Consider the following 20,525-nt stretch of genomic DNA (forward strand, 5'->3'; position numbering starts at 1 on the left):
GGAGTTCGGGTTCGTCGCCGACCACCGGACCGGCAAGCCCGCCGCCGTTCCGCCGAAGAGTTCGTGGCACGGCTCGACCCACATCGTCTCCCTGGGCGAGGAACTGGCCGAACGCCGCTGGGCCTCCCCGGGGGCGGCCTCCGTCTGGTGCCGTTCCGGCTCCCGGGGCCGGCTGGTCGTGCTCTCCGAGGGCCCGACCGGGGGCGGCTTCCTGATCTGCGACTGGTGCGGCTGGGGCACACCGAATCACGGGAAGTCCGCGAAATCACACGTCAATCCGCTCCGGCGGAGCGAGTGCACCGGACCGCTGCGGTGGCGCTCACTGGCCCACAGCTTCGAGACCGACATCCTAGAGCTGCGGTTCGACGCGCCCGGCCTGACCGCCGCCGCGCACTGGCGGTCCACCCTGTACGCGCTGCTCGAGGGGGCCGCGGACGGGCTGGAGATCAGCAGGGACGACATCGACGGCGCGATCAACCCCGGTTCCGACCACCGTACCGGGGTGGTGATCCTTCGACACGGTGCCCGGCGGGGCGGGCAGCGCACTGCGTGTCGCCGGGGCGCTCGACGTGGTGGTGGAAGCCGCGTTGAAGCGGGTCGCCTCCTGCGACTGCGGTGCCGAAACCTCGTGCTACGGCTGTCTGCGCACCCGCCGCAACGAGCGCCACCACGACCAGCTCAGCCGCGGCGCGGCCCTCCAGGTCCTGGACGCCCTGATCTCCGGGGGCCCGCTCACCGACCAGACGGCCTCGCCCGTGAACAGGTGACGCCGCGCCGTGAATCGGACATCCGAGAATCGGCGGCATTGAGAATCGGTTACACAACTCTCCGCTACGGGCCGCGTCACCGCCTGGGTGCGCCATGCTTTATGGGTCGTAACAGTTCCTCAGAGCCGGACGGGACCATGGACATCGACATTCTTCTCCCCGGGGATGCCTCGGCGGATGACGGCCCGCCCGGTGCCGCGGACGCGTTCGGGCTCGACGCGTTCACCCTCGACGACCGGATGCGGCTGTTCCATTTCGCGGCCGCGGACAAGCGCGACGAGTATCTGTGGCTGCTGCGGGCTTTCGACCGGGGCCGCGCCAACTATCAGGTGCTGCTGCACGCGTCCGGCGCGCGTGCCCTGCTCGACCAGCTCCGCGAGGAGCACCCGGGCTGCCCGGAATTCGGCGATGTGCAGTCCCTGCTGGACTCGCTCAACGAATGGCGGCTGCTGGATCGCAGCTACGACGGAACCCGTGCCGCCAACCTCGCCGAATACCGCAACCGGCACTACGTGTACCAGTTCACTCAGGCCGGGTATCGCGCGTACCGGGCGGTTGAGGACGTGCTCGGGGCAAGCCTGGAGGACGCTCAGCTGTCAAGGCTGATATTTCCTGACATCCTGGCCGACCTGGAGGCACTGGCGGAGGCCAACAGGACCGGCGACGGCGACGAGGTCTACCGCAAGCTCAGCCGCCTGGACCAGGTGCTCGGCGACATGGCGCAGCGGGCCGCACGGTTCTACCTGATGCTGGGAGACCTGGCCCGTACCAACGACACCCGGCCCGAGGTGTTTCTCTCCCACAAGGACGCACTGCTCACGCACATGCGGGAGTTCACCGCGGAGCTGGCCCGCTACACCCCCCGGCTGGCCCAAGCCGTGGCGGCCGTGGCCGACACCGGGGTGGACGAGTTGATCACCCGCGCCGCGGCGGCCGACGACCGGCTCTTCCGCGCCCCCCAGGAACGGGAGGAGGACTGGCGGCGGCGCTGGTCCGGCCTCGTCCACTGGTTCGGGGCCGGCCACGCGGGACTCCCCGGCGGCGCCCCCAGCGAGGCCGAACGGCTGCAGAACGCGACCGTCACCGCCATCGCGAACGTGCTCGCGCTGCTCAGGCGGGTGACCGAGGCACGCCGCGGCGGAGTCAGCCGGGAGAGCCAGCTCCGGCATCTGGCCCAGTGGTTCGTTTCCTGCCCGGACGACGACGCCGCGCACGGGTTGTTCCAGGCGGTTTTCGGCCTGGGCGGCCCCCGGCATGTCGCGGTCGCCCACGAGGACCCCGAGCTGATCCCCGCCCGCCTGTCCTGGTGGGACGCCGACCCGGTACGGCTCGCCCGTGGCCTGGTGGAGTCCGGCAGGGAGCCGCGGATGACCGGAAGCACGGCGCGGATCGAGCGCAACGACGCGCAGCGCCAGCGGCTCCGGGCCGACCAGCTTAAGCTGACCAGGGAACGGCGTGACGCGGCGGCCTCCCTGGCGGCCGACGGTCCGTACGAGCGGGTGCTGGACGAGCCGGAGACCCAGGCCCTGCTGAGCCTGCTCGACCAGGCGCTCGCCGCCCGGGTTCCCACCAGTCGGCGCGTCGCGGCCACGGGGTCCGCGCACGGCGTACGGCTGACGCTCCACCCCTGCGAGGGCGCCACCGTGGTCCGCACCGTACGCGGCCGGCTCCACCTGTCCGGTGTCACGCTGGAGGTGTCCTGATGGCCGGCAGGGTCGCCGAGCAGGTGAGCCCGCTGGAGCTGGCCGACTACCAGCGGGCGGTACGGCTCCTGCTCGGCAATGCCCTGATCACCGGAACCCACCCGAACCGGGCGGCGCTCCCGCTGATCCGCCGCTGGGCGAATCAGCTCCGTGCCGACCTGCACGAGGTGCTCGGCTACCGGCTGGTGACCACGGCCAACACCGCGCGACTGCTGCGCGTACAGGACGAACTGGACGTGACCCGCCCGGCGCGGACCCGGACCGACCGGCCGTTCGACCGCCGCCGGTACGCCTATCTGGTGCTCACCCTCGCCGCGCTCGGCCGCTCCGGCACCCAGATCGCGCTCGGTGAACTGGCGGACGCGGTCGCCGCCGACGCGGCCAGAATCGACGGGCTCGGCCTGGACACCGAGCGCAAGTCCGACAGGGACGCCTTCGTGGATGCGGTGACCTGGCTGGCCGAGCGCGGCGCGCTGACCCTGGCCGACGGTTCGGCCGCCGACTGGGTGAGCAGCCCCGACCACGCCGAGGCGCTGTACGACATCGACCGCGAGATCGTCTTCGCCGTCTACCTGCCGAGCCGGGTGCTGCAGCACATGAGTTCGGTGACCGGGCTGCTCGACCACGACCGTGGCCTGGCCCAGGGCGTGCACCGGGTGCGCGAGGCCGCGGCCAGGCGGGCGCGGCGGCTGGTGCTGGAGCACCCGGTCGCCTACTACACGGACGTGGGCGAGTCGCTGCGCGGCCAGCTCCGCCACCCCGGCCTCGCCGAAGATCTGGAACGGCTGACCGGGTTGACCGTGGAGCGCCGCGCCGAAGGGGTGGCGCTCGTGGACACCTCCGGGCGCCTGTCCGACCTGCGTTTTCCCGGCGGCGGCACTCCCGCTCAGGCGGCGCTGCTGCTGGCGGCCCGGATCGCCGCGCATGTCGCGGGGTCGCGGTCATCGGCGTTGCCCGCGCCCACGTCGGCCGAGCGCACCGAGGCGCTGGCGGCGCGCATCGACACGGGGCTGCCGGTCCAGAACGTCCTGGCGGGGCTGAGCGAGGCCCAGCCGGCCGAGCCGGTTGACCCGGAGCCCGGCGAGACGGTGGCAACCCACCCGTTCGTCACCGACGCCTGGCTGCGCACCGCGATGAAAGGGCTCATGGACGCCTATGGCACGGCTTTCTCGGTCGCCTGGCGCGGTGATCCCGAGCGGCTGCTGCGCGAGGCGGTGCGGCTGCTCGTCGCGCTGCGCCTGGTCGTCAGGGTCGAGGGGGGCGTGCTCGCGCTGCCCCTCCTGGCCCGCTACCGCGGCACCACCGCGGAGGTGAAATCCCGGGCCACCCGTTCCACCGGCGCGGCGGCCGACCAGCGTTCTCCCCGAGGCGAGTGAAGAAGGTTCAGTGACACGTTACGCGCCCACCCGTGCCGGGATCATCAACCTGTGGGACTACCGGGACGAGGAGTTCACCTTCGCGAACGGCTGGCTGATTCTGCGCGGCCCCAACGGCTCGGGCAAGACCAAGGCCCTGGAGGTGCTCTTCCCCTTCGTCCTGGATGGGCGAATCGACCCCAAGCGGCTCAACCCGTTCGCCTCCGAGGACCGGACGATGAAGTCCAACCTGCTCTTCCGCGGGCAGGACACCGCCGTCGGCTACGTCTGGCTGGAGCTGCGGCACCGCGGCACCGGCGACGCGGTCACCCTCGGGGTCGGGATGCACGCCCAGCGCCACCGCGACACGCCGATCCGCTGGCACTTCGTCGCCGAGGGCCGGGTGGGCGTGGACTTCTCCCTGCTCACCGCCGACGACCGGCCGATGACCAGGAAGCAGCTCATCGAGGAGCTGGGCGAGCAGGCCGTCGTCCCCACCGCGTCCGACTACCGGCACGCGATCGACCGGCGGCTGTTCGGCCTCGGCAGGGAGCGGTACGAGCAGCTGATCACCCTCATCCTGACACTGCGCCGCCCGCAGCTCGCCAAGAACCTGGACCCCGGCAAGCTCTCCGACACCCTCACCGACGGGCTGCGCCCCATCGACGACGACCTGATCGCCGAGGCGTCCCGCTCCTTCGACGATATGGAGACGGTGCAGCGGACCCTGGAGGGTCTGGTCGCCGCGGACGAGGCGACCCAGTCGTTCCTGTCAAGCTACACCACCTACCTGCGCACGCACGCACGCTGGGCGGCCGACGCGCTGACCCGCCGCCGCGCCCACGTGACGGACCAGCGTGCGGGGCTGAGCACGGCCGTGGCCGCCGTGGCCGCCGCCGAGCTGGCCCAGACGGAGGCCGGGCAGGCCCTGTCGGCGGCCGAGGACGGCCTGGCCGGGTTGCGGGCCCGGCTGGAGCAGCTCAAGGGCAGCGCCGGGTACCAGGCCGTCGAGCAGCTCGGCGACCTGGAGCGCCTGGTACGGACGTGCGAGGAAACCGCCAGAGCGGCCAAGGCTGAGCTGGACCGCCGTGCCGCCGCCACCCAGAAGGCCCGGACCGTACTGGACGCCGCGCGGCGGGTGCTGGCCGAGCTTGCGGGCGCGGTCACCCGTACGGCCACCGACCTGGCCGACGAGGCCGCCGCCGCGGGAATCGGCTGGGGCGCGGCCGACGCCGGCGCGGAGGGCTTCGCCGACCGGGTGGGCGGCCGGGTGGCCGCCCGCAACGACGACGTGCGCGCGGTCCGGGCGGCGATCGACACCAGGCAGAAGGCCGAGCAGGCCCGTGACTTGGCCAGGATCGCCCTCGAACAGGCCGTGGGCGCCGTCGAGCGGGCGGAGCGGGCCGAGGCCGAGGCCGCCGGGCGGGTGGCTGCGGCGCGGGAGGAGGCCGCGACCCTGCTGGACAGCTGGGCCGAGCGCCACCGTGAGGTCCTCGCCGAGCTGGGGTTCGACCTTGCGCCGCTGGCCGCGGCGCTGGACCAGGCCGGTGAGCCGGACGCGGCAGGTCTGGAGGCCGTGTTCTGGGGCGCCGCCGCGCAGGCCGTACAGGATCTACGGGACACCCAGGCCGGGCTGAGGGGCGAGCGGGCCGCGGCCGAGCGGGAACTGGTTCAGGTCCGGGCCGAGCGGGCGGAGATCGCGGCCGAGCGCGACGACGCCCCGCCACCGTTCGCCGCCCGCGCGGCGGACCGGGACCGCCGGCCTGGAGCCCCGTTCTGGCGGCTGGTCCGGTTCGCCGACCAGGTGGGCGAGGAGGAGGCCGCCGCCGTCGAGGCGGCGCTTGAGGCCGCCAACCTGCTTGACGCCTGGGTCACCCCGGAGCCCGCGGCCGTCGAAGCGGGGGATTCCGAGGGATACCTGGCGCCCGGCCCGCCGGTGACGCCCAGCCTGGCCGACCTGCTGGTCCCCGAGGAGGAGACCCTGGTCCCCGCCGCGCGCGTCACGGCGATCCTGCGGTCCGTCGCGCTTGGTCGGGACGGCGACGGCGACCACCGGCCGATGATCTCCCCAGACGGCCGTTTCGCGCAGGGAGTCCAGGTCGGCGCGCACCGCAAGCGGCACGCCGAGTATGTCGGGGCGACCGCCCGTGCGCGCCGCAGGGCCGGGCGGCTGGCCGAATGCGACGACAGGATCGCGGCGCTGACCGAGACCGTCGCCGAACTCGACCTGCGGGCCGCCCGCGCCGAGTCGGCACTGGAGGCGATCGCCGCCGCCCGAGCCGCGCTGCCCAGGACCGGCCCGATCGTCTCGGCCCTGCGCGAGCATGAGGGGGCCGCTGGGCGGCTCCGCGCCACGAGGGAGACCGCCGACGCCGCGCAGGGCCACTACGATGAGGCCGTCGCCGCGTGTGGCGCGGCCGAGCGGGCGGTGCGCAGGATCGGAGCCGAGCGCCGCCTCGACCCCGCCCGGGCGGACGAGGTGGCCGCGGCCGTGGGACGGTTCGAGACCACGGCGAGTCTGCTGATCGGGCGGCGGCGCGAGGAGGCCCGGCAGTGCGACGCGGTCGAGGGCGGCACGGAGCGGCTGGAGGCGGCGGCCGATGACGAGGCGGCGGCGGAGCTGACCGAGTCGGCCGCGCGGCGCCGGCACACCGAGGAGGCCGCCAAGCTGGACGCCCTCCGGCAGACCATGGGCGCGCAGGCCAGTCAGGTGCTGGCCGAGATCGAGTCCGCCGAGACCGGGATCGCCGCCGCGGCACGCGCGGCGGAGTCGGCGCGTGACACCGAGCGGGCGGCGCTCGCCGAGCACGCCACCGCGCGGGCCAGGTTGGACGCCGCGCGGGAGTCGCTGCGGGTCGCGGCGGCCGAGGAGCGGGAGACCGCCAGAGGGCTCGCCCCCTTCGCCCAGCGGGAGCTGCTCGACGTGCTCAAATGCCCGCCCGGCCTGACCTGGCCCGGACAGGAGGCGGACTGGCTTGACGACCGCCTGCCGGACGCGGTGATCGCGGTGCACGAGGCCATCCTCACCATGACCCGCGACCTGACCCCCACCGAGACCTCGCTCAAGCAGTCCACCACCAGGCTGACCAAGGCGCTGGACGACCTCCAGGCGCAGCTCGCCGCCGCCGGCCAGGACTACCGGCCCGAGTGGGACGGCGCGGACGGCGTGATCGTGGTCCGGATCGCGGACGAGGACGGGCCGCTGCCGGTGGGCGCGTTCGCCGTGAAGATGACCACCGCTCGCAGGGACCAACAGCAGCTGCTCAGCGAGTCAGAGCAGCGGATCCTGGAGGACGCGCTGCTCACCCGGCTGGCCCAGCAGATCCACGACCGCACCGTGGACGCGCGTGACCTGATCCGGCGGATGAACACCGAGATGCGCTCCCGCCGGATGTCGTCGGGGACCACGGTCGGGGTGAGCTGGCAGCAGGCCGACCATCTGGAGGACGAGCAGCGGGCGGTCTGCGGCCTGCTCGACGCGGACGCGGCCACCCTCGGCCCCGAGCAGCTGAGCCGGATGCGCACCCACTTCGCCACCCAGATCAAGAACGCGCGGGCCCGCGAACGGGAACTGCCCTACCGGGAGCTGCTCACCAAGGTGCTCGACTACCGGCGGTGGCGGCAGTTCACCTTCCAGCTCGTCCGCCCCGGCACCGGGGACCGGGGAACACAGGAGGAGCGCCTCACTCGCGCCAAGCACAGCCGGCTGTCCGGCGGGGAGCAGTCGGTGTCACTGCACCTGCCACTGTTCGCCGCCGCACACGCCATGCTCAACTCGGCGCGTCCCGACGCGCCCCGGCTGCTCGCCCTGGACGAGGCGTTCGCCGGAGTGGACCACAATGGGCGCAGTGAGCTGATGAGCTTGGCCGCCCAGTTCGACCTGGACCTGTTCATGACCGGGTACGACCTGTGGGCCACGCATGCCGCCGTACCCGCCGCGGCCCACTACGACCTGGCACATTCTCCCGTGGAGCACACGGTCAGCGCGCTGCTGCTGGTCTGGGACGGGGTGGAACTCCTCGCCGACGACGCGGACGACCTGACCTCGGCGCTGGGTTCCCCCGGGGTGCGGCGGGTCCCCGTTGGGTGAGCCGCGTGCCGACAGCACGAGCGGTCCCGGCTCCGCGCCGGGCACTGGGCGGCCGCGGCCGGCCGCGCTGGAGGAGTTGCGCGGCGACGGCTGGCGGCGCGTGCTGGCCGCGGCGCGGCGCAGGCTGGAGCGGATGGGCGGCGCGCTCGACGGTTCCGTCGGCCTGACCGCCCCGTCCGAGGCCGAGCGGCGGGTGATCATCGGCATCACCGGAACATACCGGCCTGAGAACGTCAAAAGGCTCACAGTCCCGCTGGCCAGCCTGGACGATGCCCTCACCAGGATGCACGGCATGGGACTGCGCCAGACGCTGGCCCGGCTGGGCGACCCGGTCAGGGACCGGCACGCGGAACGCGCTGCGGAGGACTCCGCCAGGCAGGCGCTGCTGGCGTCGGCCGGTACCGCGAGGTCGGCCGGGGAGGGCTGGTTCGCCGAATGGCTGTCGGCGCTGACCGCGGACGGTACGCTCACCCGCCTGATCCGGCGCGGCGACGGCCACCTGATCAGGCAGGCGACCGCCGTACTCGATCGGCTGCCCGCGACGTTCGTCCCGCTGCCCGTCCTGGCCGCGTCCGCCACCGGCGACACCAAGGCGCTCACCCCCGGCAGTCCGCTGGCGACGCTGGTGTTGCGCGCCCTCGCCCTCAACTCGGGTTCGCCCGCGCCACCCTCCGGCCGGGCGGGGCAGCGGGCGCTGTGGGAGTCCGCCGGGGTGATCGTGGACGACCTGGCCAGCCAGGTGCTGCTGCTCAACGTACGGACCCGAGGTGACGATGTGGTGTCCCGCTGGCTGAACGACGCCGCCGGTTCCGGGATCCCGTTCCGGCTCACCCTTCAGCAGCAGAGCGCCCACCCCGTCGTCCCCACTGCTCGGGAGATCTTCGTCTGCGAGAACCCGGCGGTCCTGCGCGTGGCCGCGGCCGAACTCGGGAACCGGTCCGCGGCGCTCGTTTGCACCGAGGGCGTTCCGTCCGCGGCCTGTCACAAGCTGCTCGCCGCCGCTGTGGCCGCCGGGTCGCGGCTGCGCTGGCGCGCCGACTTCGACTGGACGGGCCTGCACATCGTGGCGGCGGCGGTCCGCGACGGCGCCACGCCCTGGCGGATGGGTGCCGCCGACTACACGGCCGGGCTGGCCTTGGGCGAGTCGACCCCGCTCATCGGCGGCCCGTCCGACAGCCCATGGGATCCGGCTCTGGCGGAGGCGATGGCCGCCGAAGGCAGGGCCGTCATGGAGGAACGCCTCATCCCGGCGCTTTGCGGCGACCTCTCGGCACCATCCCGTTGATCATGAGATAGGGAACCTCATCCATGACGACCACGCTCGGGCAGTCATCGGGCAGGATCTGGCCGTGCTGCGGAAGCGCCGGGCGGCGATCACCGACGAGCCGGTACCGCTCGTGGCGGTCTCCCGCAACGGGACCAGCTGTTCCGGGCTCCAGGCGGCGTACGGCCCCGAGGAACTGCGGATGCCGATCTCGGGGAAGTCGTTGGGGTCAGGGGCGTCGGTGATCAGAAGTTCGGGGACCAGGAGGGCTGGTGAGCGGGGCTTCGGGTGCCGGGTCGACCAGGCCGCCGATGGGCGCGGTGGGCAGGTCGAGGTAGGTGGGGGCGAGGAGCTCTTGGCCGTCGTGCAGCGCACCGCCCCGTTTGGCCTGGCCGCCCAGACCTTGACCATCCGCGAGAAACCTCAGGTCATATATGGGGTGATTGAGTAGGGCGGGTGGGACTTGAACCCACGACCCACGGATTATGAGTGCCCTTGATCGCTGCCGTCCGCTGTCGCGACGTGCCGCTTTCTATGGATCTGTCCGCGATTACCCCTGTGGGGATGCCGGACCGTGCCGGTGCTTTCCCCGGGGTGCCGCGTACATGCGAGCAACCACCGAGCAACCGCGTTTCCTTGACCATCGCGTGCTACGCCGATCATGGGGTTCGCCGGAAAGACTGGTCGGGTCACGTCCGGGATGCGTTGTAAAAGTGAACGAGCGTAGGTTGCCGTGCTGAACGTCCAAAGTTCGCACCATGCAAGGACCTACGCTCGTGGCACGCACACTACCGCCCGTTCAAGCCATCCGCGCCGAGATCGACGCCCTGTTCACCGAGGGCCGTGACCTGGCCGAGGTCATCGAGGACGTCGCCCGTCTCGGCGCCCGGCTGATCATCCAGACCGCCGTCGAAGCCGAGGTGGACGCCTTCCTCGGCCGCGCCCGCTACCAGCGCACCGCCACCCTCACCAGCAGCGGCGAAGAAGCCGTGGTACGGCCCGGCCACCGCAACGGCCACTGCCCGACCACGATCAAGACCACCACCGGGCCGGTCACCATCGCCCGCCCCAAACTGCGCGGCACCACCGACGCCTTCGCCTCCCGCCTGTTCGGCACCGGCGTCACCCGCACCAACGCGCTGGAAACCCTGGTCATCGCCGCCTTCGTGCGCGGTCTGTCCGTCCGCGACGTCCAAGCCTCCCTGGCCGACGCGCTCGGCCCCGAGGCCGCGCTGTCCAAGTCGGCGGTCTCGACGATCTGCCAGGCCATCGTGGCGAGTACGACGCCTGGTGCCGGCGCGACCTGTCCGGCATCGAGCTGGACTACCTGTTCTGCGACGCCTCGCACTTCAGGATGCATCAGGGGAGCCGGGCCGAGCCGGTCCTGGCCGCCTGGGGCATCACCACCGAGGGCAAGCCGGTCTTCGCCGGTCTGGCCGCGGCAGGATCGAAGTCCGCCGACGCCTGGCACGACTTCCTGACCGATCTGGCCGCCCGGGGCCTGCGCCCGCCGCTGCTGATCGTCTCCGACGGCGCGCCGGGCCTCATCACCGCCGCTGAGCAGGTCCTTCCCCGCTTGGCGTTTCTGCTCGACTCTGTCAGAGGCTGGTGAACAGTCGTGAGGTCGAGGCTATCGGCCGGGAGCGGGAAGGGATGGATCCGTCGAGCCGGGCAGTGCTATCCCTCGTAACTGCCTTCGCGAGCGAGAGGCAGGACATACTCCTCGGCCTGCCTAGCCAGATGAAGCGGCAGCGGTCGGCCGAGCGGGTGGTACTCGTCGTGAAATCGCAACTGATGAGCTGAGGCCGCGACAATCGCCGGTTGGTCCGGGCGTACATCGGAGCGCCCTGACGCCTCCAGTACAGCTCTGGACAAGCAACCCAGGACCGTCAGCTCCAAAGCCTGAGGATTCGATGCCGTAGCGGCCGGGGCGTGGGGCCACGACTCAGTGGGAACCAGTTTGAGGAGGTCGCGAGCCACCTTGCGTCCCGCGGGCGGTCTGTCGACGGTGCTCGCGAACACCCGGTTGTCCTCGTCCGCGTTTCGCGTGCACCATAGACCCTGCGCCAGACCAGGCGTGAGGTCCTCGCTCGCGCCGGGTGCGAACCACTGCGATGTCTCCTCCCGGCTGTTGGCATCACGGAGCAGCACCACGCGAAGGTCTGGCCCATAGAGTGCGATCCACGAGGGTTCCCGATCCCCGTCGAAAGAGATCTTGTCCCTGACGAGCTGCCCATTGCTGAGACCAGGCCAAGCATCACGCAGGTTCCCGCTGTTGACCAGGAGAAGAGTCGGCCGATCCCGTACCTGGTAGAGCAAGGATCGGATTCGACGCTGGACCGCGTCGCGTCGATCCGCGGCGGTCCGGATGTCCTCGGCGGCTCCACCGGCGATGAGAGTGAGAAGTAGCTGGGCATACGGCACCCACTCCTTACGGGCGTCGTCCCAGCCACGCACAGGATGGTGCTCGTCGTCCGGGCGTATCCGAAGGGCGACCAGATACTGCCCTGCTTGCCGGGTCGGTCCGCCGGCCTGGCGACGGACGTACCAGAGGGCTAGGTACTGCAGGTCAGGGGCCAGCTCCTCGCCCAGCCGCTGTTGAGGCGGGACCACAGCGCCGAGTTGTCGCATACCGTCGGCAACGGCCGAGAGGGCGCGCCGCTCCACGGGTTCCTCTGAGTCTTCCGGGACGACGATGAACTGGCTGACCCTGCCCGCCGCTGCGCATCCGTGTCGAAGAGCGCTCTTGGGATCGGAATCCCGTGCCGTGAACCGGTCGGGACCCAGGGTCTCGACGATGGCCAGCTGGGCAGTGGACGTGCCAGGGCCCAGGTAGGCTGCGGTCTCGGCCGAGCGGGCCCGGATGGCGTGAGCCAGCGCTTGGGCGCGTGACTGGCCTGTCCTGCGGTCGGCCTTCAGGGGAGCGCCAAGGTTCTCCAGCGGCCGAGTTCGCACGATTACACCTAGGTTGCCGACCTGCCATTCGTGCTCGTCGGCCCCGGCGGCGATGGGCGGAAGCTCCAGCCATTCGCGAATCGCCTCGACCAGTTCGTCACGAGTCTGTTCGTTCTGCCAGAGCACATCGATGAGCAAGGGTTGCTCGCCCAGCGCCGCGCGCACCGCGGCACGACGGGCCTGGACAAGCCGGCGAGAACGCAACTCCTCCTTGATCGGGTCTTTCGACCTCGCAGGCAGCAGGACCGGCTTGGACTTTCCGCGTACCCGTTCGAGAGGGGCGACCCGGCGGAAGTAGGGGCGGAGACCATCCTCAATCCAGCGATCAAGCAGGGAGCGCTCGAGCGGCATGAGGCCGGCCCCGACGCCGTGCGTGCCCATCGCCGTGCTGTACACGATGCCTGCCGCGACTCCGCCCTGTCCTTCCATCCAGGTGACCGGCTCAGCAGTCAGCTCGGCGGGTTTCGGGTAAGAGTGGACCAGGTCAAGCCCTGGCAGGAGCTCGGCAAGGCTCCGCCGGTTCCATGCCAGGACGCCGAGACTGCGATCGAAGGCCAGCGAGTTGAGAGCGAGGCGGTCTCTCGTGTTGGCTGCGTCCAGCCATGGCAAGGGTGCGTCGAGCAAGACCGAGGCGCCACGACCATCCGGCAACAGGACGGGGGCCTGGGTGGCCCATCGTCGGATCCCGTAGGAGACGTGCACCCGGAAGCGTGCAGCGAACGGTACCGTCTGCACGGTGATAGTCATGACGGCTGAGTAGCGCCAGATCTGCCTCTTCCGGACATACGTCTGTGGAGGCCAGCTGACGAGCTCGACACCTTGGTCGCGGGAAACCAGCCGGAACGACAGGCTGGAGCCGTTGAGGGTCATCGGCCGAGTTGTGAGCCTGGCGCCGATGCGCTCGGGGAGGAGGTGATAGAGCCTCTGCTCAGGACGAGCACTGCCGCCAGGGGAGGTATCGGCGGCGGTGAGGTTCACGGTCTCGGACAGCCAGTCCGGCTCGTAATCTTCGATGAGGGTCAGTGCCTGATCGAGTGCGGACCGCTGCTCCGTATCCTCATCGTCGGGCGGCAAAGTCATCACCCAGGAGGCGAGAAGTGTGGTCACCAACTCGATCGGCATCTCGTCGATCGAGTAGAACCAGGGCACCTCGGCGCTCGCTCCGGCTCCCCGTCCCGTGGCGACCAGCCCTGGAGCGGTGGAGCGCAGCAGATCGTTGAGACTGCTGACGGGAAGGCTGACTGGTTGGTCGCGGCGCCACCGCCTTCGGTAGAGGTCCATGAAGGGGATCCTCCACTCGTCCGGGAACGTGAGGATTCGATAGTCCTCGTGCCAGGGCCCGGCGTCCGGGTCCGGTTCGTAGGCAGTCATGTTGATCAGGTGATACACGGGGAAACCCCTTCCTTCGTGATTTGGGTCAGGCATTGATCGAGTGCTTGCCACATCGGCCGGTAGAGCGCCATGACGATGCGACGGTCGATCTCAGGCACGTCACCATTCGAGGTGAAGTACGGCCTCAGCACCGCATGGATGCTGTGCAGGAGGCTGGTCTCCGGAGTGTCGGACTGACCGATCGCCAGGTTGGGTGCGAAGGCGGCATCGACGAACGCGACACGGGTGGGCACCGCGCCACGCACGGAACGACCGATCACCTGCCAGATCAGCACGAGCAAGTCCCAGGTGACCGACTCGCGATCCTTGTCCAGGCGACTCCACGCCATGCTCCTGGCAAGCACGCGATACCACTGGGAGCGTGCTTGGTGCCTGACTTCGCGGGCGCCCTGGCCCAGAGTGGCTTCGCCGCGCACCCAGGAGGCGAACTCCCCGCTTTCGACGGCACGCACGATCCAGTCGTTGATCGCGTGCACGGCGAGACCGAGGTCATCGGGGCGCGGGTTGGGCCTGGCCAGAAAGTAGATCGATCCAATCGCGGCATGTTGGCGGTCGACGTCGAGGATGTTGTGCCCGCGTTCCACCGCGAGGAGAGGAGCAACCAGGATCTCGGCTCGGGTGGAGGCCAGAGTTTCGACGTCACCGCGACGCAGAACGGGCGCATGATGCTCGTCGTCGTCCAGGTGACTTCCGGTCTCGATCTCGTCGTCGGGGATCAGCCGGCGGACCCGCCCCCTCCAGCGCGCGTTGAGCGTGTGGAGCGCGTCTGCCACGATCTTGGCTTCTTCGTAGCTGCCCACGAGCAGCAGGATGTGGCGGCGACTCTCAGGTAGCTTGAGGAGCTCGCTCTGAAGCTTGCTGATCCCCTCGTCGTCTCTGCCGAGGGCGACGGCCATACGTCTGAGAATGTCGCCTCGCCTGGTGAGAGGCTCACCGGAGATGCGGTAGGGCTGACAGGGTTCGTCGCACTGGCATCGGATCCCGCACCTGCAGCCGTCGCGAAGGAACTCGATGCGGAATCGGCTCTGATCAGCGATGTGGTCCAATTCCTTCGGATCCGGCTCGATGATCACCCCGATGGGGACTTTGATATGGTATCGGCTGGAGCGGCCCGCCCAACTGCTGCCTGACATCAACAGAACGTTGGTACCTGGACGGCCGTCCACTTCGGGGAGGCCCGGCATGGCGCGCAAGAGTTCCCTGCCGACTCCGCTGCACCTGAAGAAACGCAGCTCACCACTGCGCACACCACCAGGGTCCGGCCCCTGCATGATGAACTGGAATCCGATCACGTTGCCCATCGGGGCTTCCGGCACCATGGGTCCGTAGTCGAGTGGTCTGCGGTACATCTCGTTGAAGCCGAGCTTGAGCGCCACGGCCACTCGCGGCCACATGGCGTTGATCAGGGCCAGCTTGGGCTCCATCGCGCTGAGCAGCAAGGTGAACTCGAAGCGGATCGCCAGCAGTTCGAGCCATTCGTCGGGCTCAGCCGGAAGTGCGCGCCGCCGGCGACGCCGCTCTGTCTCTGAATCGGGTTTGGCGCGCTTCGGCTCAGGTGACGGTCCGTCACCGGCCAGGGTGCGGAGCTGCTCGTAGCGCTCGTAGCCCTGATCGGTCTGCTTCAGGATCGGATCCAAGTCGAACAGCCTGCGGAGCGTCTCTACCAACCGGCCTCTCGTGCGCGCCCTGTTGTTGGTATGGAGCAGTTCGCCCAGCAAGCTCGTGAGCTCTGCACTCTCCTCGGTCGGCGGTCGTCGATCGCCGAAGGGGTTGTCACGGAACGCGTCGAGGATGTCAGTCAGTTGGCGGCGAGCTTGGAGGTGGGCGGATTCTCCTGCCGTGGCCTGCTGGGCCGTACGATCGCGATTATCGGGAACCGGATATCGCTCCTCGATCAATCGGAGCTGGAGCGTCCAAGCGCTGAAGTATCCGATCCTGACCCAATTGCGTAGCCCGACGTCGCTCACGAGCATGGCCAGCAGCCGATCTGCCGCAGCTTGCGTGGTGTTGACGGCGGCCGACCAGTTCTCCACATCGCGGTCCGACAGTTGGATGCGTCCGGCACCGGCGAGTTCCCGAATTCGGTGCTGGTTGACGTCGTCCAGGAAGGAGTGTGTGTCGGGACCACCACCGATCAACGGGATAGCGGGGGCGAACATCCGGTCGAGTTGCATCTGGACCCGGTCGGCTTCGTCGACGATCACCAAATCGCTTCGGCGGCAGGCCAACTCCAGATAGCGGACACGCTCGTGGTTCTGCGGGTAGGGCACCGCCACATCGACCAAACTCGCCGGTGTCGCGACCCAGATCAGAGCATCGACCAGCTCACGAGCGGCATGGTGTCGCGGACAGCCGGTCCAGAACGGACAAGCCCGCCGGGGCTGCTTCCAAGGGCCTTCGGTGAAGCCGCCGCGCTTGTCGGGCGGCTGGAGCCGTTGGCACGGCGCCTCGCCGTACCCCAAAGGCATGTCGTCGAGCCGCAGCGCGTCAAGGGCACAGGACGTGCTCAGATACGCGAAGCCGGGGTCGTCCTGAACCAGAAGGTTGAGCCCACCGCGGTCGGCCAACCGGCGGTGCAGGCGTTCGGCATGCTGAGGGCGACTCGACGTCCCGAGGACTGGGGCGGCGGATCCGGGGACGAAGGTGTTGTAGAGGTCGACCAGCTTCAGCTGCTCCGCGACATCGCCGATGACGACCGTCGTCCGGTGGCCTCGGCGGGCCAGGTGGACGGTGATCACGTCCCGCAACGTGCTCTTGCCGGCACCCACGATCCCCAGCAGGTGCTGGAGCCGGGCCACTTCGAACTCCTCGGCTGGGTGGAATCCACTGCTTCGCTGCCTGAAGAAGTGGGTCCCTTCGAGCCGCTCCACCCACTTGGCGAAGGCGATCGAGTCCATGAACGCCGCTGTCTCCAGAAGCTCGTCGCGAGTGAAGGTCAGCGGCCGCCCCTCGCTCGCCGGCCGTGCAGAGAGATCGTGGCGAACGGGCGCAGGCATGGCTTGGTCAGGCAGCTCGACGGTCGTGAGATGCCGGCCGACAGGGAAGGCGTACCGTCCCGCACCCGCGAACGCCACGGGCCGTCCGGCGAAGTACGGCGCCTCCTGCAGCAATCGTTCGTATGTCTCCCAGCGGCCTGGAGCCACCGACAGCGAAGTACGGCGGGTGGCCGCCAGATCCGGATCGACCACGTCGTAGCCGCGCAACAGCCGGTCGTACTGCTGATAGTTCTGGAGGGCGTCGGCCCATGCTCGGCGGCGTCCCCAGGTCCACAGTGTGTACCTGGCGGTTCGAAGAGTCTTCTGCGCCGCGGCGTCGGCAGCCCCCCAGGCAGCCGCGAAAGGGAAGCCGCTGAAGAGCACCCACGCGTCCGCCGCTGGTGCGCCAGGGCAGAGGCGCTGTTGAAGGAGGAGGCCCACCTCGATCTCACACAGAGATGTCAGCTGATCGTTTCTTATGTCCGGTGCAGCATCCGACAGTCGTATGGTCACCTCGCGCAGGGACTGTTCGGTGCTACGCATCACTCCTCCTCGGCTGCAAGGCGTCGAACTGGCTCTCCGACAGCAGGAGTACTTTCACGTCGCCCGGCAGGGCGCTGTCGAAGCTCCGCAGGTAGCCTGGTCTCGTCGCCGTACTGTCTGGCACCACAACGTCCAGCGGCTCGCCGAGCAGGGAAGCGACTCGCACTGCCCGTAGTGCGGCGGGTCCCGGCTGCTCGAAGTTCTGGAACAGGACCGCGTGGGGCAACCCGGCTCGATCGATGTAGCGGCGGACACCCCGTTCAGGCAGAAGAGGCGGAAAGGGCCCGTCAGGCTCGGTGAGCCCCGGCAGGCACAGGAAGAGGCGCAAGGCGATGTCGAGAGCCAGCGCACGCTTGGGCTGGTCGGTCGCTTCGAGTCGATCGAGCTCGGGGGGACAGCCGCCTTCGCACCAAGGGTGTTGTGAGGGAAGGGCCTTGGCCAACAACCCGCACCCTTTGCACTGGTGCAGCAGCCCCTCGATCACGAATCGTTCCGGCACCGGCTCGTAAAGATGCCTCACCAACTTCCAGATCGGAAGCGTGGTCGGGCGCATCCGCATCGGATCATGGCGAAGGATGACCGGCCGGTGCAGCAGGAACGACCGGCACGCCATGAAACGTTCCACAGTCCCGCATGCGGTCAGCAGTTCGTTCAGCATGGCATCGGCCTTCTCGGGAAGACCGTCCCGATCGAGACTGGTAAGTTCAGCGCAGGCGCGTGTCGGTTCGCCCGCGATGCGATGGATCAGACGGGTGTCAGGGGCCAGGAAGTTCACCGGCAGTGTGAGCGGCCACGCCGCCGGTTCGAGCTCACGGCACCAGGCCAGCAGACCAGGCACTCCGCTTGGTACGGCCGAGCCCCGGGTCAGACCCGCTAGCACCATGCTGTCCAATGAGCGTTGCAGGCTCTGAGGGTAAGGTAGGCGAAAGGACGAGGCATGGGTTACCGACGAGAGGTCGATCACTCCGCGAGCCACCATGCCCAGAGTCGCAAGGTCCCCCGGCTCGGGCACGCTCACGGAGCCGCCTCCGTTGCCCGCTTGGAGCACCACCTGGACACCTCGCAGGTCTTGCACTCCGGGCCAGGTACGGCGTCGAAGGCTCCATCGGCATGCCAGCCCGACACTTGCTCACGGAGCGCCGTCTCGGCTGCCGATCGCACACTCGGTGCGAACGGGTCGATCAGATGAAAGTCGACCCCGGCAGGCTGCAGCAGTTCGAGCTCGACTCGTCCCCTGAGACTGGGGCCGGACAGGAGGCCGGCTCCGATGATCCGGACAGCCAGGGCAACCTGGGGATATCTGGTCAGCACATCGCGGCAAGGGCGATTCCACCTGGACGTTTTGGTCTCTCGCCACACCCAGGTGTCTCCGTCCTGGTACAGGAGATCGGGGTCGGTCAGGACGAGCAGGTCGGCTGCGGAATCGTCGAACGCCAGGGCGGGTTCGATCCGAATCTCCGATTCCGACGCGCTCATGCGCATGGGGCACACCTCGGCATGGTGTCGGAGCAGCTCGGCGCCGAGCCGTTGTTCCTTGACGGGAAGCTTGAAACCGTCAGGCATCCAGTCCTGTGGGATATCCAAGCCGCACGGCCTGCTCGGCCGCCGACGGTGCTGTGCGGCCAGAAAGGCATGGATCGCGCGGCCACGCTCAGCATCCGCATTCCGCTCGACAGCGTCGTTGACCGGCAGTCGTAAGCCGCGCATGTGCGCACGGGCTGGGCACTTCTCGTAGCCGTTGCCTGTGGTTGGTGACCAGCTACGGCGTGGCCTGGTGCGATCGGAAATGCCGAGCAAGCCAGGGGCTGCAGGGAGGGCTGGACAGACAGGCGACGCGGCACACGTCCCGCAAGCGCTCCCCGGCTGGTACTCCCGGTTGTCGAGGAGCGCACGCACGGCACGCGCACCGTCAGTGCGATACGCGGACAACGCTTCCTCTCGGGTGCCGTCGAAGATCGTATCCACCTGTCCGTCCGACAAGGAGAACTGGACGACGCGCACCCGTTCGAGCCGAAGATCGGGATCCGCCTCCGCGGTGATCAGGGCGGCAACGGCACGCTCCACCTTGGTGCGTGGACGCAACCTGTTGGTTGGCAGGCGGAGCTCACGCTGACGTCCATCAGAAGATTCGAAGCATCGCCCCCATGCGCTGATCTGGTACTTCACACCGTCCCCTCGCCGGTGTCGGTAGACCCAATGGCGGCGTGCAGGGCGTAGATCCGAAGCCGGCGGGAACGCCTTGCCGTACATCGCCAGCGCGTGCTGGGTCCACTGCCGCACCCCGTCGTGCGAGCGGCGCTGGCTAAGCGGCTCGTCTGCTGGGCGTTCGACCTGGTCGAGCGCCGCCATGAATGGCCCGTGAGGGAATTGCTCCAGCTTCTCGGGCTTCCTCGCGGCTCGCTTTCGAGGCACGAACCCATGGGCTTGGAGAGCGTCTGCCGCAGGGCATCTGTAGCGCTCGGGTCCGAACATGCTGAGACGGATACTGACGACATCCGTACTGCGGATCATGCCGTCCGGCGGCCATTTCTCTGCCATAATTTGCTCTTTCTTCGGGTTGTCTCGCTTGGGGTCAGGACATCGGTGATCGGAACTCTTCTCAATGGGCGATACCGAGTGCAGAGAAAGATCGGACAGGGTGGTATGGCCGAAATATTTGCGGCCCGGGACGAACACCTTGACCGGAAGGTTGTGGTCAAGTTTCAATTGCCCCGCGCTTTCGAATCCACCGTTGGGTTTGGCGAGATGGGCGATGGGATCGAAGACGAGTACTTTCGCCTAGGGAAAATCCCAGGGATTCGGGGGATCCCGAGTGTTCTCGATATCGGCCGTCTCGGCGAAGGATGTGGCCGACGATTCTTCGTGATGGAATTCGTAGACGGAATCACCGTGAAGGACTGGATAGTTGCGCACCAGCCGGTTCAATCCATCGCGGCCGTATGCGTCATCGCGCAACTGTGCGAGATTCTCGCGGAGTTGCACACGAGCGGATATGTCCATCGCGATGTCACGCCGAGTAACGTGATGATGCAGGCTCGGGGACAACTCAGCCTGCTCGATGTAGGCATCTCGCTTCCCATCGGGGAGACGAACTTTTCTCCCTGTGGCAGCCCTGGCTACGCTGCGCCTGAGCAGTACGACCAGACAGCCCGGCTGGATGAGCAAACCGATGTTTTTCCTCTTGGAGCGATGCTGTTCGAGATGATGGTCGCGGAGCTCCCCTACGCTGGACTGGACCTTCCTCTCGACCGGACCGCCCGGCCTTTCCCCCAAGACTTCAGGCCGGAGATGCCGGAAAATCTGTGGGCTCTCGGCCTGGCCATGGTCTCGATCGCCCCACGAGAGCGCCCAGATGGCCCGAAGGAGGTTCTGAACATCTTGCGGCCGATGCTGCCGCCTCTTGGCGCTCCCGTCGCACCGAAAGCCACTCGGCCGGACCCGACCGCCTACTTTCGTCAGGGCCTGTCGGCATCCTGAGCAG

Annotated in this window: 11 protein-coding genes and 2 pseudogenes; 9 read left to right on the top strand and 4 right to left on the bottom strand. The window is 69.1% G+C overall.

Annotation, left to right across the window (positions count from 1 at the left end; translation table 11 throughout):
* Positions 1–572 precede the first annotated feature (572 nt).
* From ACGFIV_RS04375 to ACGFIV_RS04410, 8 genes and pseudogenes are all read left to right on the top strand, one after another.
* The gene (locus tag ACGFIV_RS04375; RefSeq protein ID WP_392832069.1) at positions 573–767 is read left to right on the top strand and encodes a hypothetical protein; all 195 of its coding nucleotides are present in this window, start codon (positions 573–575) and stop codon (positions 765–767) included.
* 257 nt (positions 768–1,024) lie between these two features.
* Positions 1,025–2,470 (top strand): annotated as a pseudogene (locus ACGFIV_RS04380) (TIGR02677 family protein); the annotation flags it as partial.
* The gene (locus ACGFIV_RS04385) at positions 2,470–3,846 is read left to right on the top strand and encodes a TIGR02678 family protein (protein ID WP_392831840.1); all 1,377 of its coding nucleotides are present in this window, start codon (positions 2,470–2,472) and stop codon (positions 3,844–3,846) included. The pseudogene ACGFIV_RS04380 and the gene ACGFIV_RS04385, both read left to right, overlap by 1 nt.
* 10 nt (positions 3,847–3,856) lie before the next feature.
* A complete protein-coding gene (locus tag ACGFIV_RS04390) occupies positions 3,857–7,915 on the top strand; it encodes a TIGR02680 family protein (protein WP_392831844.1) in 4,059 nt (1,352 codons plus the stop codon).
* A complete protein-coding gene (locus tag ACGFIV_RS04395; protein WP_392831846.1) occupies positions 7,908–9,200 on the top strand; it encodes a TIGR02679 family protein in 1,293 nt (430 codons plus the stop codon). Before ACGFIV_RS04390 ends, ACGFIV_RS04395 begins: the two co-directional genes overlap by 8 nt.
* A gap of 64 nt (positions 9,201–9,264) precedes the next feature.
* Positions 9,265–9,630: a hypothetical protein gene (locus ACGFIV_RS04400; protein WP_392831849.1), complete on the top strand. Its 366-nt coding sequence runs from the start codon at positions 9,265–9,267 to the stop codon at positions 9,628–9,630.
* Between the two features lie 307 nt (positions 9,631–9,937).
* Positions 9,938–10,438: pseudogene (locus ACGFIV_RS04405) on the top strand (transposase); the annotation flags it as partial.
* A gap of 68 nt (positions 10,439–10,506) precedes the next feature.
* Positions 10,507–10,791 (top strand): transposase, encoded by a 285-nt coding sequence (locus ACGFIV_RS04410; RefSeq protein ID WP_392832072.1) that lies wholly within the window; start codon positions 10,507–10,509, stop codon positions 10,789–10,791.
* 65 nt (positions 10,792–10,856) lie between these two features.
* Here the strand turns inward: ACGFIV_RS04410 and ACGFIV_RS04415 are convergent, their stop codons facing one another.
* From ACGFIV_RS04415 to ACGFIV_RS04430, 4 genes are read right to left on the bottom strand one after another with little or no spacing between them, the layout of a single operon-like run.
* On the bottom strand, positions 10,857–13,523 hold the full coding sequence (locus ACGFIV_RS04415) for a pPIWI_RE module domain-containing protein (RefSeq protein WP_392831852.1): 2,667 nt from the start codon (positions 13,521–13,523) through the stop codon (positions 10,857–10,859).
* Positions 13,511–17,044 carry a hypothetical protein gene (locus tag ACGFIV_RS04420; RefSeq protein ID WP_392831855.1) on the bottom strand — a complete coding sequence of 1,178 codons (3,534 nt, stop codon included), beginning with the start codon at positions 17,042–17,044 and terminating at the stop codon, positions 13,511–13,513. Before ACGFIV_RS04420 ends, ACGFIV_RS04415 begins: the two co-directional genes overlap by 13 nt.
* On the bottom strand, positions 17,037–18,062 hold the full coding sequence (locus tag ACGFIV_RS04425) for a hypothetical protein (RefSeq protein ID WP_392831858.1): 1,026 nt from the start codon (positions 18,060–18,062) through the stop codon (positions 17,037–17,039). The genes ACGFIV_RS04420 and ACGFIV_RS04425 overlap by 8 nt, the downstream gene beginning before the upstream one ends.
* Positions 18,059–19,750, bottom strand: coding sequence for a PD-(D/E)XK nuclease family protein (locus ACGFIV_RS04430; RefSeq protein ID WP_392831860.1), 1,692 nt, complete (start codon positions 19,748–19,750; stop codon positions 18,059–18,061). The genes ACGFIV_RS04425 and ACGFIV_RS04430 overlap by 4 nt, the downstream gene beginning before the upstream one ends.
* On the opposite strand from ACGFIV_RS04430, the gene ACGFIV_RS04435 reads away from it, so the two are divergent.
* Complete coding sequence (locus ACGFIV_RS04435) at positions 19,688–20,521, top strand: serine/threonine protein kinase (RefSeq protein ID WP_392831863.1); 834 nt, start codon at positions 19,688–19,690, stop codon at positions 20,519–20,521. The two genes, ACGFIV_RS04430 and ACGFIV_RS04435, sit on opposite strands and share 63 nt — an antisense overlap.
* Positions 20,522–20,525: the final 4 nt, after the last annotated feature.

It is taken from the genome of Sphaerisporangium sp. NPDC049003 (assembly GCF_043197795.1).
Taxonomy (GTDB): domain Bacteria; phylum Actinomycetota; class Actinomycetes; order Streptosporangiales; family Streptosporangiaceae; genus Sphaerisporangium.